We start from the raw sequence: 13513 nt of genomic DNA, 5'->3' as shown, positions 1-13513 counted from the left end.
AGTCGTTCAGGCCGTAGTCCTTCAGCAGGTCGAGCACGAACTTCAGGGTCTTGGTGAGTTCGTCCTTCATCTGCTCGCGGGTGCAGTAGATGTGGGCGTCGTCCTGTGTCATGCCACGGACCCGGGTCAGGCCGTGTACCACGCCGGACTTTTCGTACCGGTAGACCGAACCGAACTCGAAGAGACGCAGGGGCAGTTCGCGGTAGGACCGTCCACGCGAGCGGAAGATCAGATTGTGCATGGGGCAGTTCATCGGCTTCAGGTAGTAGTCCTGGCCGGGCTTGCGCACGGTGCCGTCCTCGTTGAGTTCCGCGTCCACATGCATGGCCGGGAACATGCCTTCCTTGTACCAGTCCAGGTGGCCCGAGACTTCGTACAGGTGGCCCTTGGTGATGTGGGGCGTGTAGACGAACTCATAGCCGGCGTCGACGTGGCGCTGGCGGGAGTAGTCCTCCATCTCCTTGCGGATAATGCCGCCCTTGGGGTGGAACACCGGCAGGCCGGAGCCCAGCTCGTCCGGGAAGGAGAACAGGTCAAGTTCGACGCCGAGCTTGCGGTGGTCGCGCCGCTCAGCCTCGGCGATGCGCTCCTGGTAGGCCTTGAGCGCGTCCTTTGTGGGCCAGGCGGTGCCGTAGATTCGCTGCAGCTGCTGGTTGTTCTGGTTGCCCAGCCAGTAGGCCGCCGAGGTGCGGGTCAGCGCGAAGGCGTTGGAGATCAGCTTGGTGTTGGGCAGGTGCGGGCCGCGGCACAGATCGCACCAAATCACGTCACCGGACTTGCGGTCGACGTTGTCGTAGATGGTGATTTCGCCGGCGCCGACCTCGACGTTGACGCCCTCGCCCGCGGCATCGGCCTCGTTGGCCTTCTTCAGCAGTTCCAGCTTGTATGGCTCGTTGGCCATGGCCACGCGGGCCTCGTCCTCGGTGACGACGCGGCGGGCGAACTTCTGGTTCTGGTTCACGATCTTGAGCATCATCTTCTCAAGGGTCTTCAGATCCTCGGGCGTGAAGGGCTCGGCAACATCGAAGTCGAAGTAGAAACCGTCGGTGATGTACGGGCCGATGCCCAGCTTGGCATCGGGGCGCAGCTGCTGCACGGCCTGGGCCATCACGTGTGCGGTGGAGTGGCGCAGGACCTCAAGGCCGGCAGGGGAATCAATGGTGACACGCTCAACGGCGGTTCCGGCCTCGAGCGGGCGGGCCAGGTCGCGCAACACGCCGTCGACGTGCATCACCACGACCTCGCGGTCATCAAAGTACAGCTCGGCCCCGGTAGTGCCGGCATTCACCTCGCGTTGGACTCCATCGACGGTCAGTGTGATTTGCTCAAGCACTACGGTTCCTCGTTTCGTTGTTTGGCTTCATAGCTTGTGGCGTACGGAGACCACAGCCAGCCACCACCCAGCTTAACCGACTCCCGTGCGTGGCAACCAATCCACAACGTGGCCTGTCATGTCTTGTGCGCCATAGTGCCCCTCGGCATCCTGCCGCCGTTGTCGGCTGCCCGGGGGCCTGCGCCGGAAATCCGGGGTAGGGCTGCCCAATCTGACCACCGGGGTCTCCATGGTCCGCCACCGCCAGGCCAGGCCCTCAACCTTGGATAGCCGACGAGTTGCCCAAGGTTGGGCCGCTAACCTTGGCCCTGCCCGTCGCAATCAAGGGTTTTAAACTCCATTGGAAACGCCCGGGAAGTCAGAACACGCGGAGCATTTTTCCGAGAACCCCGACGGCTGTTCAGGTACCGCTCAACGGGCCCCTATTACTTGTCGGCAACCCGGGCTAGCATCTAGCCATGGAATCCCGTGTGAATCTCAGCAAGTCCGATCCGGCGGCCTATGCAGCACTCTTGGCCATGAACAATGCCGCCAGTGCGGCGGCCGACGCGGCGGGAATCGATCCCAAGCTGCGCGAACTGCTCAAGATACGGGCCTCCCAGCTCAATGGCTGTTCGTACTGCCTGCGCATGCACACCCGCGATGCGCTGAAGCTCGGAGAAACCACCGATCGATTGTCCGTTGTCTCCGCCTGGTCCGACTCGGAATACTTCACCGCGGTGGAACGTGCGGCCCTGGCCCTGTGCGAATCCATCACCCTGGTGTCGGTGGACCACGTGCCGCGGGGCGTCTACACCATGGCCTCGGCGGTGCTGAGCGATGAACAGATTTCCGCGGTCGCCTGGCTCAGCGCGGCCATCAACATGTTCAACCGGATAGCAATCACGTCCCGCTACCCGGTGAAGCCCTGACATTCCAGACTTGGTGTTCCATGCGCAGAGCACCCCGGCGCTTCATCAATACGATAAAACGCCGGCACTTCCCTATCCCTGCAGCTCGTTCCTGCGAAAGCGCAGTTCCCGTTCCGTCCCGCGCAGCGGGGAACCCTCGAATGGCAGCGCCGCCAGGTCAATGGAGGCGGCGGCCTTGAGGGCGAGTTGGTTTGCGGAGGCGGCCGCCCGGGGCGGAAGTCCCAGCGCCTCGGCGAACCCTGCCCAATGCCTGGCCTTGAGGTTCTTGGTCTTTCCGGCGATCGGAAGTGCCATCGTGTCGTCACCGTAGAGCAGCGTGCATGGGACGTCGTACATCGGTGACATCTCGAAGCCGCCACCCTCGCGTCCCAAGACCGAGAGGTTCTTTGCATGGAGGTCACCGTTGCCGGTCAGCCAGGCGAAGACGAATTGGAGGTAGAGGTTTCTGCTGGCCAGCACCGGGGCCACGCACAACCGCGCCAGGGCCAGTCCCACTTGCTCGGAGGCGACCCCGTATTTGGCGGCCGGCGGCAGGCCCATGACCTGCGTCCCGTCTTCCAGGGGCAGGCGATGCCATTGGCCGCCTGCACCTGGCCGTCGGTCAAAACGGTCGATGAGCAAGCCGGGCAGCTCGTTCCGGTCGTGGATGATCCGACTACTGGCCACGGGGATCTTCAGGCGTTTGGCTCCGGCCAGGTGCGCTGCCTCGTTCGCCACCAAATGCGGGTTCTCGGCCGGATCCAATTTGAGCAGGTACCGCTGACCGCGCGTGGCCAGCGGGGTGGTGAGCATCGAGGCGCTGGCCTTGTCCTGCACCCCGGGAAGGCCGTGGCGGTCCACCGAGTTCGCCAGGGCGGCGAAATCGAGTTCGGCGGGGGCTGAGGTGTCTGCCAGCACCTCGGGCTCGGTGGGGGGCTCTCCGGCGGGCACCACCTGTACGTCACCCGGGACATCCGCCCCCACGGCCAACAGCAAGGTCAGTTCGTCGTCGAAGCTGGTCTTGGTGGCGTTCTTGAGCACCGTCAAACGGTGCCCCTCCGGGAGCAACCCCGCAAAGAACGCAGGCAGGGCCCCATGTGGCGTTTCGACTGCGTCAGGCGTCAGCGGCAAGGAAAATGCGACTGGCACGCGCTTGGCGGCAAGGTACTCATCGAGATAGCTGAAGCGGATGCCGCCGGACTCCGTCCGGGCAAGTTCCCCGGAGCGGACGCCGTTTTTGTACACGTCGGCCCGCCCGATGCGCTTGAGGCCCTGCAGGTTGGCGGTCACCGTCCGGCGCCCAGCTTGAGCCCAAGGACGTTGAGCACAGAGACCACGGCCCGCAGCGATGGGTTGCCGGTGGCCGTTTCCAGTGCGCGGATGGTTCGCTCCGAGACTCCGGCGAGGTCCGCCAATTCCCCTTGGGTCAGCCCGGATTCCTTACGGGCCCGGCGGATCTCCATGGCGAGGGACGAGACGGTATCCATGTCACTCCTTGGAACGGCAATATGCTGCCGCTATCGTGGCTTACCCTCCCAATGATCCACGAATGACCCGCTTTCGGCAAGATCCTGCCGAAATAGGGAATTCGCGCTTCGGAAAAAGCCACCGAGGCTCACTTCGGCAACTTATTGCCGAAATTTCTGGTCAGCCGTTGGACCGCGTCGGCAGGTATTGCACCGCCCACTTGTTGCCGTCGGGATCGGCAAAGTACACGAAGTGGCCCCATTCCAGGATTTCCACGTCACTGACGTCCACCCCGCTGGCCTTCAGTTGGTCGTGCGCGGCATGGATGTCACTGACCACCATCTGCAGGCTTGGTGCGGTCCCGGGTGCCGCATCGTTCAGCCCCTCGCCGATCGTGATCGAGCAGGCCGAACCCGGAGGGGTCAGTTGGACGAAGCGAATCGAATCGGTGGGCCGCTCGTCGTAATCGGCGTTGAAGCCGACTTTGTTGACATAGAAATCCTTGGCACGGTCCACATCGGACACGGGGACAAATACAAGCTCCAGTTTCCAATCCATGCTGCACACGCTAACGCCACAAGAAAACCCGTGTAAAGGTTCCGGGACGGCACCCCTCAAGTCCACACCTATCTTCCAGATGCCCTCATTGGCCTCCGCATGGCGATCACGGTCGGCACGCCGGGCCAAACAGACCTGGGGCGCATGGGAATCGATGTGATGTGAATAGATGTGTAGAGTGTGAATAAATAGAATTCACACCATTTCATCGACAGGAGATCCGATGCCCGGCATGCAGAACCCGTTCCGGCCGACCTTCGGACGGACTCCCCCGGAACTGATCGACCGCAACGACACCTTGGAGGAGTTCGAATACGGTCTCCGCATCCGCTCCGGTGTCCTTGGCTTGCTGACAATCATCACCGGAGCCCGCGGCGTCGGGAAGACCGTCATGCTCAACGAGGCACAGGGGCTGGCGCAGGAGCAGGGCTGGGCCATCATCTCCGAGACTTCCACCGCCGGCTTCCTGGCAAGGATTGCAGACTCCGCAGTCCTCATCGATGAGGAGCTGGGCGACGGCCCACCGCCCCGGAAAATACTTGCCTTCACGGCTGCCGGCTTTGGGGTCACCACACAGCTTCCCCGGGAGCGCCAAGTCGAATTCCGCAATCTCGGGGCAAAGCTCTTGCGTCGCTTGGACGAAAATGGCACCGGGCTGCTGATCACGCTCGATGAAATCCAGGACGCCGACCGCAGTGAATTGCTGCAGCTGGCCGCGGTCATCCAGCACTGGGTGCGGGACGGGCTGCCCATTAGCTTCGTTTGCGCCGGCCTGCCGGCGGCGATCTCCGACATCCTCAACGAAGGCGTGGCGACCTTCCTGCGCAGGGCCGACAAGATCGACCTGCACTCCGTCGAGGTTCGGGATGTCAGGGATTCCTACGCGCGGCAATTCTCGGCTGCAGGGATCCTGCTTCCGGAGGGGTTCCTGGAAGAGGCAGCCGAGGCAACCTTCGGCTACCCGTTCCTCATCCAGCTGATCGGCTACTTCCTGTGGAAGGAAGCCGAAAGGGGCGAGGGTGTGGTTGACCGGGACTCTGCGGACAGGGCCGTTGCGGCAGCCCTTAAGCGAAACATCCGCATGGTTGTCGGCCCGGCCATTTCCAAGGCCTCCGACAGGGACATGGATTACCTCCGGGCGATGTCCCACGACAGCGGCCCGTCCAGTACCGCCGCGGTGGCCCAGCGCATGAAGGCCTCCCTGCAATTGGCCGCCAACTATCGTGCCCGGCTCATTGAGGCCGGGCTGATTGAGCCGGCCGGACGCGGCGAAGTCAGATACTCGATCCCTGGATTGCGGGAGCACCTGCGCAACGGAGACCGCCTCGGCTAACCAGTAGGACCCGGGCGCCATCAGGCGCCCAGGTAGCCGCGGGTGTCCAGGTCCTCGGCGGCCATGCGCCGGGCCAATGACATGCCTGCCTGCGCCACGGCGGGCCTGGCGGCCGCGGACCCGCCGAAGGCCTCGTTGCGCGCCCGGGAGGGGTCGGCCAAATAGCCCGGTGTGGGAAGCGTGGACTTGGCCGAAAGGTCCCAGGCATTCAGCGCCTGCAGGCTGATGCCGCGGGGACCGGTGCGGCGGGTGAGCCCGTGGATCAGCAACAGCCTGGTGGAGAAGAGCAGCGGGCCGCAACGCTGCTGGGCCTCGTGGAAGAACGTGGCATCGACGCAGCCGGTGCCGTCGTCCACCGAAATGAACACGACCCGGCGCCCGCCGCGCATCGGCGGGGTCTGCGTGGCCACCCGCACCCCCGCCACCAAAACCTCGGTGCCGTTGCGCATGCCCAGCAGGTCCTCGGAGCGCGAGACGCCCAGGGAATCCAGCAGCGGCGCGTGGGATTCCATCAGGTGCGCGCTGACGTCGATGGACATCAAATCGAGCTCGGTGCGCACCACCTGATCCAACGGCGTTTGCGCCGCCCCGATGGCCATGTTGGAAAGATCCACATCCCCCAGCGGCAGGGCCAACTGCCCGGGAATCGGCCGATAGCGCTGGGCCAGGGCCTTGGTGGAGCGCGCCCGCAGGTGCTCGACCAAATCGGCGCGGTTCCCGCGCCCGATGCCTGCCTGCAGCGAATCGAAGGCACCCAGAGCGGCAAAGTGGTTCAGCGAGGTGCGGGTGAGCCCGGAGCGGGCCCGCACATCGGCGATCGAGTCATACGGCTGCCCGGCCGCGACCCGGGTGACCTCGCGTTCGGAGACCCCGCGGATCCCGCGCAGCGACAGCCTGATCCCGTAGCGGCCAGGGGGCGCGGCCCCCACGGCCCGCGGCACCACCGGCAGCAGCGCTGGAGGCAGCAGCCCGTCGAGCCCTTCCACCTTGTAGCCCGGCGCGGAGCGGTTGATGTCCAGCGGCAGGATGGCGATGCCCATGCGCCGGGCCTCGGCCACCAGCAGGCGCTTGGGGTACATCCCCGGGTCGTGTTCCCAGATGCCGGCCAGGAAGGCCTCGGGGTGGTGTGCCTTGAGCCAGGCCGAGTGGTAGGTGGGCACGGCGAAGGCAGCCCCGTGGGCCTTGCAGAAACCGAAGGAGCCGAAGGCCGCCAGGGTGTGCCACACCTCGTCGATGACCTCCAGGGAATAGCCGCGCCACAGGGCCCGCGAGCGGAAGAGGCTCTCCACCGCCGGCTCGGCCTTCGGATTGCCCAGCAGCCGGCGGTACACATCGGCCTTGGCCAGCCCGCAGCCTGTCATCACGTGGAAGATCCGCAGCACCTGCTCGTGGAAGACTGTGACCCCGTGGGTCTCGGCGAGCGCCGGTGCCAGATCCGGGTGGGGGTATTTTTCGGGTGCGAAGCCGTGGCGGTTTTCCAGGTAGGGCTTGACCATGTTGGATTTCATGGGTCCGGGGCGGAAGAGGGAGATGTCGATGATGAGGTCGTTGAATTCGCGGGGGGCGAGCTTGCCGATGAGTTCGCGCTGTCCCGGGGATTCGATCTGGAAGCAGCCCAGGGTGTGGGTGGAGCGGATGAGTTCGAAGGTGGGCCCGTCGTCCAGCGGGACCAGGGCGAGGTCGATGGCGCCGTTGGGCAGGATGTAGGCGGGGATCTCTCCCGGTATCCCTCCCCCGTGTCCCCCGGCCTTGGCGACGGCGCCTGCGGTGGGGTGGATGCGTTGGATTTCCTCCAGGGCGTAGGTGATGGCCGATTGCATGCGCACCCCCAGCACGTCGAGCTTGAGCATGCCCATGGGGTCCATGTCGTGTTTGTCGAATTGGCTCATGGGCAGTGTCAGCCCGCTGGGTTCCACGGGGGTGCGGTCCAGCAGGTGCGCGTCGGAGAGGATGACCCCGCAGGGGTGCATGGAGATGTGACGGGGCAGCCTGTCGAGGCGTTCGGTGAGGTCCACGAGCAGGTCGAGCTGTTTTTCGGTGCCGAGTCGGTCGGCGAAGGGGGCGAGTTCTGGTTTTTCCTCCAGGGCGTCGCGGAAGGATGAGGCGGAGAAGCGCCAGAGTTGTTTGGCGATCGTATCGATGTCTTCCTCCTCCATGCCCAGGGCCTGGCCGGCGTCGCGCACGGCTCCCCTGGCGCGGTAGCCGTTTTGCATGCTCATGAGGCTGACGCGTTCGGAGCCGAAGCGGTCGAAGATCTTTTGGTAGATGTTATGGCGTTGGGCGGATTCGACGTCGATGTCGATGTCGGGCAGGGTGGCGCGGTCGCGGGAGAGGAAGCGTTCGAAGAGCAGGTCGTGGGCCAGGGGGTTTACCTGGCTGATGCCGATGAGGTAGTTGACCAGGGAGGAGGCTCCTGACCCCCGGGCGGCGGAGCGCACTCCCATCCCCGTGATCATGGAGCTGACTTCGGCGACGGTGAGGAAGTAGGGGGCGAAGCCGAGGTCGGAGATGGTGGAGAGTTCCGCCTGAAGACGCTCGCGCATCAGGGGGTTGGTGGCCTCATCGGGGAGCAGCCGGGTGATGCCCGCCTCGGCGCGGGCGGCGAGTTCGGTGTCGGGTTCGGCGGTGATGCCGATGATGTGTGCCTCGGGGACCACGGGGATTCCCCACCCCGTGTCGGTGACAGGGTCGATCCGTGCCCAGTCGGCGAGCGCGGCGGTGTGGCGCAGCAGGGTGGCTGCCAGTGCGGAATCGGAGGCGTTGCGGGCGATTTCGGCGGCGAGGTGGTGCATGTGCCCGGCGGGCTTGAGCCAGCCCTGCCCGTTGGGTTGGATGTCGTGGAGGGTTTCCAGGGAGCTCAGTGCCCGTGCCGAGTCCAGGACGTCTGCGGTGGCCGCCCCGTCGGGGTCCGCGTACCGCACGGCGTTGGTGAGGACGGGGGCGATGTCCATGGAGGCGGCGCAGCGCAGCATGCGGATGGCGTGGGCGGTGCTGAGCCTGTCCCCGGGATTGTTCAGGTGGGTGGCGATCTCCACCCGCAGCGCCTCGGGCCCCAGCAGGGTGCGCCAGGTGCGCAGCGCGGCGCGTGCCTGGGGGTAGTGGCGGTGCCCTGTGGCCAGGCCGATGTCGGAGCCCGGCCCCAGCAGGATGGTGAGCAGCGCTTCCCCCTGCGGACCCAGTGCATGGGTGGCCAGGTCCTCCCGGGTGATGCCGACATGCCCCTTGGGCACCCCTGAAGCGGTGGCCCTCTGGTGTGCAGCGGTAACCAGGTGGCAGAGGGCCGCATATCCGGCGCCGTTGGCGTGCCCCTTGGCCAGGGCGACGATGCGTCCCGCCGTGCGCATGGGCCGGGGTTTGCCGTGGGTGGCAAGTGGCGGTGCGGGTTCCAGGATGGCCAGGTCCACCCCGAGGATGGGGTCGATTCCGTTCTCGATGCAGGCCTTGAGGTGCTTGACGCTTCCGTAGAGTCCGTCGCGGTCGGTAATGGCAAGGGCGTCGGCCCCGTCGGCGAGCGCCGCGGCGACCAGGTTCTCGGGCCAGGAGACCCCGTAGTGTGCGCTGAAGGCCGAGGCGACGTGCAGGTGGGTGAAGCCCATGGCCGCATCCCCCCTGTCTTCCGCTTCCCGCTCCCCCCTGATTCATGCGTCCCGGCGGGTGCCGGGGCGTGGTTTCGGGCCCAGGTGCCCGGTTGGCGCCGTGTCCGGTGGAGGGATAACACCATCATATTAGAACATATGTTCGATTCAAGCCCTTTGGGCTGCCCCCTCTCCCACTCGGTACTGACAGGCAACCGGATCCCGTCGCTGACCAGCGGCGGGATCCGGTCCGGTGAGAATGCCCACCTTCCCGGGCGGCTAGATCCCCTCGATGGCCCCGAGCCTGTCGAGGGCCACCAGGTAGGCCTCGGAATAGCTGGGGAATTGCGGCACCCCATCGCGCAGGACCTCCAGCGGGATCGCACCCCGGATGGCCATGGACGCCTGGTGGATCCATTCGCTGGCCTGCGGGGCGATGGCCCAGGCCCCGACCATGACCCGCCGGTGCCGATCCACCAGGATGCCCAGGTCCCCGCGCGGGTCCTGTTCGTAGGTCCAGGGCCGGGAGATGGCCTCGGGCAGGTTGACCTGGATGGACACCGCGTCGATCCCGCGCCCCTCGGCCTGTTCACGGGTGAGGCCCACGGCGGCGATTTCCGGGCTGGCGAACACCACGCGCGGAATCCCGTCATAGCTCGCGCTCCTGTCCCTGCCCAGGATGCAGTCGGCGACGATGCGTCCCTGGTACTTGGCCACGTGGGTGAAGGGCATGATCCCGGTGACGTCCCCGATGGCCCAGAGCCCCTCAGCCGCCCAGCAGTGCTCGTCCACCCGCACGTTGCCGCGTCCATCGAGTGTCGCCCCGGCCCGCGCCACATCCAGGCCCTCGGTGCGCGGGGTTCGTCCGGTGGCGAAGATGACTGCGTCGACCGCGACTTCCCCGCCTTCGCGCAGCTTCAGGATGCTGGCTCCGTCCTCCCCGCGCCGCCCGCCGGCCACGGCGCTGCCGGCAAGCACCGTGACCCCGCGGTCGCGCAGGTAGTTTTCGGCGAGCGCCGAGACCTCGGGCTCCTCGCGACCCAGCAGCCGGGCGCTTCGATTCAGCACCGTGACCTCGACCCCGAACCCGGATAGGAAGAAGGCAGCCTCCAGCGCCACGGCGCTTCCGCCCACGATGGCCACCGATTTGGGCAGCGTGTCGAGCGTATAGACCTCGCGGCTGGTCCAGGCGGTGATGTCTTCAACCCCCGGGAAGTCGGGGACCACGGGAGTGGTTCCGGTGGCGATGATGATGTGGTGCGCCAGGTACTCATTCCCATTGGCCACCACGTGCCCGGGGCCGGCGATGGCAGCTTTCCCGCGCACCACCGTTGCCCCGCGCTTGGCGTATCCGTCGGCCTGGGCGCTGTCATCGAGGTGCCGGGCCATGTAGTCGCGGTATTCCCGGGCCTTCTCCCAGTCCAGGATGCTCGGCGAGGCTCCCGCGGTGCCGGCGGCCTCGATATTCACCTCGGGGCCGCGCAGGATTGTCTTGGAGGGAATGCAGGCCCAGTAGGCACATTCCCCTCCAATGAGTTCGGACTCGAAGACAACGACCTTCTTGCCGGCGATCAGCAGCCGATCGGCTGCGACCTCGCCACCGGGGCCCATGCCGATGATTGCCGCGTCGAATACTTCTTCCATCAGGGGACTCCCGTGTTCGCGTTCCTTGCGGCCATCATCCAGGCACCTGCCCCCAGCCTTGCACCTCGCCTCGCCAACGACCAGAGTCCACGGCAGCACACCCTGTGGCCGGCGCAGGGGTTTTGCGCCCCGCGCCCTCGCGCTAGGCGCTCTCCCGATAGGCCTCGGGCATGCGGATGATGCGCCAACGGCCGGTCTCGACCTGGCGGGAAACCTCGAAGGTGCGCAGCGGACCCACCCCGGCGAGCTTGACCTGCAATTGCCAGACCTCGTAGTCCACGAGCCCCGGGCCGCGCCCGCGTTCGGCGCGCAGCTCCTCGGTCCACCACTTGCGCCGCTCAAACCAGCGCACCGGCTCGGCCGCCAGCTTGTATTCCCGACCCTGCCAACGCAGGCGAATCGGCACCCCCGCCGGCGTGCAGTCAACTTCGATCGACTGGGTAAAGATTCCCATTCGCTCGCCACCTTCCCGTCGCACGAACATGCCCGTCGCCATCCCGCCCCCGAGGAGGCGCGCTGCGGCTGCGGGCAATACCCGTGCACTCAACCATTTTATTAGAAACTTTGTTCTATACCAAGCGAGATTAGAACGCATGTACGACGGTTTGTTGTTTCGGTGCCCTGTTGCCGGGCTCTCACGTGGGCCTATGCTGGGCTTCATGACCCCAAACATGCCCCCTGCCATCACCGCACTCACCCTTGGCGTCCGCGACGTCCAGCGCTCACGCGACTTCTACGTCACGGGGCTGGGCTTCCGCGAAATCAACTACACCCCCGGGGAGATCCTGTTCGTCCAGGCCGGATACGGGCTGATGCTCGCACTGTGGAATGTCGAATCAATGCCCGGCGAATACGGGCAGGTCGGGCATGGCCCGCTGGCCCCGCCGCTATCCCTGGGACACAACACCGCAAGCGTCGAGGAAGTCAACGAGCTCTACGCGAGGGCCCTTGCCGCCGGTGCGACCTCGATCGGCGCGCCAACCCTCCGGGAGTGGGGAGGCACCAGCGCCTGCGTGGCCGACCCCGACGGCTTCCGCTGGGACTTTGTGCACAACCCGTCCTTCACCATCGACGACGACGGAACCGTCACCGGTGTCTAGCCGGCGCCGGCGCACCTTTGCCACCGAGAAACCCGGCCGCCGGTGGGACTCTCCGGCCTGCCGATCCGCCGCATCACCTAACATTCGCTTGCCCTCGCCGACCCGTGGCCCCACACCCTCCCGCCGGTGCGCCAGCTCCTCGACAAGGGCATGGGCTTTACACCTACCTGGAAGGCAATTAAAAAGGTGTGCAGGGCATCTGGCCCTGCACACCCGGAAAGCAACCGGCGGTTACTGTTCCGATTCGCCCTCTGTCCGGTCCGGGTCGAGGTCCGCCGGCAATGCCCCGCCTTCGCCTTTCCACTTGGAAAGCTGTTTCTCGCTCACCATCCGTTCGTCGGTGTTGGGTGTCAGGTTGTTCTCAAACTCTTCATTTTCCGCTGGGTTCGGGGTTTCTGCACTCATGTGGCCCACGCTATCGCCTTTCGTCGGTTTTTGGCAGCACCCGGTTTCCTACATGGCATGTTCCCGTGGACGAACGGGGCGGGGGCGTCAGTCCATCTTCGCCAGTCGCGACTTGAAGACCATGTAGATCCCGTAGCATCCCAGCCCGATGCCGATGAAGACCAGCGCATAGATTCCGAAGGGCTGTGCCCGCACCGACCTGAGCGCGCCGTCCAGCCCCGTGGACTCCTCCGGGTTCGCCTGCAGCGTTGCCACAATGAACAAAAGCCCGAGCAGGAATAGGGCAACGCCCTTCGCCACATAGCCGAAAACACCCAGGACCACCGTGGCACCGCGCAAAAGTTTCGAGGCGGGCAGATCCAGCTGCTTGGCGAAGGACTTCCGGACGCCCCTGACGGCGAACACGATTCCGGTGACGGCGAAGCCGGCACCAACGGCCAGCAAGAGCAGCGGGCCACCGGGCATCTGCATGACCTGGGTTGAGGCATCGCTGGTGGATTCACCGCTGTCCCTGCGGTTGCCCAGGGCAAAGGAAGCAAAGCTCACGGCCAGCGCAAGGAACACTATTCCCCGCCCGCCGGCTGCGAGCTTCTTACGCAGCCGCTTCCGGGCCGCTACATGACGGTAGCCAAAAATCACGCTGCTGGCTTCCCACAGTCCCAGCGCCAGGCACGCTACAGCACCGATCCAAATCAAGGCGTACCCTGCAGGTTGTGCGGCAAGCTGCGCAATCGCCCCGCCCTGGTCGGCGTCCCCGGATTCCCCGAAGGCCAGCTGGATGGCGATGATCCCGATCAGCACATGCAAGATTCCGCTGACAGCAAAACCAGCTCTCGCGACCGCCGCAAAGGCACGGGAATTCGAGGCTTGTTCCGCCGCATTGACCGCGTCCCCAATGTCCTTGTTGATGGTGTTCCCCCTTCATGCGAAGCCACCCAAGGAGCTCCACGTTGGTAACGATATCCTGCCACTGATCCAGGAAATCTCATACGCATGCGCCCTTGGCATTCCGACATCGATCGGCGACGCGGAAGCAAGGGCAAGGCAAAGCAAGCCAGGCGGGCACGAACCAACCTGTGTTTTTGCCGTGTGCGGGCATATAGTTGCAATTCCCCCCCACCAAAGGCGCAACCCATGAATACCGAGGTTACGGAAAATAGCGGAGTACACCACCAGTCTCTTATACACATATCCGAGCCCACCAGACA

At 65.4% G+C, this 13513-nt stretch carries 12 protein-coding genes; 3 read left to right on the top strand and 9 right to left on the bottom strand.

The features are described 5' to 3' along the window. Positions 1–1333: threonine--tRNA ligase (locus tag ACLQ7E_RS01185; RefSeq protein ID WP_411730697.1), on the bottom strand; the 1333-nt coding region annotated here is incomplete at its 3' end. A 470-nt stretch (positions 1334–1803) separates the two neighbouring features. Here ACLQ7E_RS01185 and ACLQ7E_RS01180 point away from each other — a divergent pair. After that, complete coding sequence (locus ACLQ7E_RS01180) at positions 1804–2244, top strand: carboxymuconolactone decarboxylase family protein (RefSeq protein WP_411730696.1); 441 nt, start codon at positions 1804–1806, stop codon at positions 2242–2244. Between the two features lie 72 nt (positions 2245–2316). Here ACLQ7E_RS01180 and ACLQ7E_RS01175 read toward each other — a convergent pair whose 3' ends face one another. The 3 genes from ACLQ7E_RS01175 to ACLQ7E_RS01165 all read right to left on the bottom strand — a co-directional run bounded on the left by ACLQ7E_RS01175 (position 2317) and on the right by ACLQ7E_RS01165 (position 4248). Continuing rightward, positions 2317–3513, bottom strand: a complete 1197-nt coding sequence (locus ACLQ7E_RS01175) for a type II toxin-antitoxin system HipA family toxin (RefSeq protein WP_411730695.1) — start codon at positions 3511–3513, stop codon at positions 2317–2319. Further along, a complete protein-coding gene (locus ACLQ7E_RS01170) occupies positions 3510–3710 on the bottom strand; it encodes a helix-turn-helix domain-containing protein (RefSeq protein ID WP_411730694.1) in 201 nt (66 codons plus the stop codon). Before ACLQ7E_RS01170 ends, ACLQ7E_RS01175 begins: the two co-directional genes overlap by 4 nt. A gap of 160 nt (positions 3711–3870) precedes the next feature. After that, positions 3871–4248: a glyoxalase superfamily protein gene (locus tag ACLQ7E_RS01165; RefSeq protein WP_411730693.1), complete on the bottom strand. Its 378-nt coding sequence runs from the start codon at positions 4246–4248 to the stop codon at positions 3871–3873. A 223-nt stretch (positions 4249–4471) separates the two neighbouring features. Here ACLQ7E_RS01165 and ACLQ7E_RS01160 point away from each other — a divergent pair, with 223 nt between their 5' ends. Continuing rightward, positions 4472–5581, top strand: coding sequence for an ATP-binding protein (locus ACLQ7E_RS01160; protein WP_411730691.1), 1110 nt, complete (start codon positions 4472–4474; stop codon positions 5579–5581). Between the two features lie 20 nt (positions 5582–5601). Here the strand turns inward: ACLQ7E_RS01160 and ACLQ7E_RS01155 are convergent, their stop codons facing one another. The 3 genes from ACLQ7E_RS01155 to ACLQ7E_RS01145 form a co-directional block, all read right to left on the bottom strand. Next, entirely contained in the window at positions 5602–9177 is a 3576-nt protein-coding gene (locus tag ACLQ7E_RS01155) for a DNA polymerase III subunit alpha (RefSeq protein ID WP_411730690.1), read from the bottom strand. Positions 9178–9435: 258 nt separating this feature from the next. Further along, positions 9436–10800 carry a dihydrolipoyl dehydrogenase family protein gene (locus ACLQ7E_RS01150; RefSeq protein WP_411730689.1) on the bottom strand — a complete coding sequence of 455 codons (1365 nt, stop codon included), beginning with the start codon at positions 10798–10800 and terminating at the stop codon, positions 9436–9438. A gap of 142 nt (positions 10801–10942) precedes the next feature. Further along, the gene (locus ACLQ7E_RS01145) at positions 10943–11254 is read right to left on the bottom strand and encodes a hypothetical protein (RefSeq protein ID WP_217387869.1); all 312 of its coding nucleotides are present in this window, start codon (positions 11252–11254) and stop codon (positions 10943–10945) included. Between the two features lie 205 nt (positions 11255–11459). Between ACLQ7E_RS01145 and ACLQ7E_RS01140 the strand changes: the two genes are divergently transcribed. Further along, complete coding sequence (locus tag ACLQ7E_RS01140) at positions 11460–11900, top strand: VOC family protein (protein ID WP_411730688.1); 441 nt, start codon at positions 11460–11462, stop codon at positions 11898–11900. Positions 11901–12131: 231 nt separating this feature from the next. On the opposite strand, the gene ACLQ7E_RS01135 is transcribed toward ACLQ7E_RS01140, so the two are convergent. Both ACLQ7E_RS01135 and ACLQ7E_RS01130 read right to left on the bottom strand, forming a co-directional pair. After that, complete coding sequence (locus ACLQ7E_RS01135; RefSeq protein ID WP_411730687.1) at positions 12132–12305, bottom strand: hypothetical protein; 174 nt, start codon at positions 12303–12305, stop codon at positions 12132–12134. A gap of 87 nt (positions 12306–12392) precedes the next feature. Beyond that, the gene (locus ACLQ7E_RS01130) at positions 12393–13202 is read right to left on the bottom strand and encodes a DUF1206 domain-containing protein (protein WP_411730698.1); all 810 of its coding nucleotides are present in this window, start codon (positions 13200–13202) and stop codon (positions 12393–12395) included. Between the last annotated feature and the right edge of the window lie 311 nt (positions 13203–13513).

It is taken from the genome of Paeniglutamicibacter sp., from assembly GCF_046714615.1.
In the GTDB taxonomy this organism is placed as follows: Bacteria; Actinomycetota; Actinomycetes; order Actinomycetales; family Micrococcaceae; genus Paeniglutamicibacter.
This window is presented reverse-complemented; position numbering and strand designations above follow the sequence as displayed.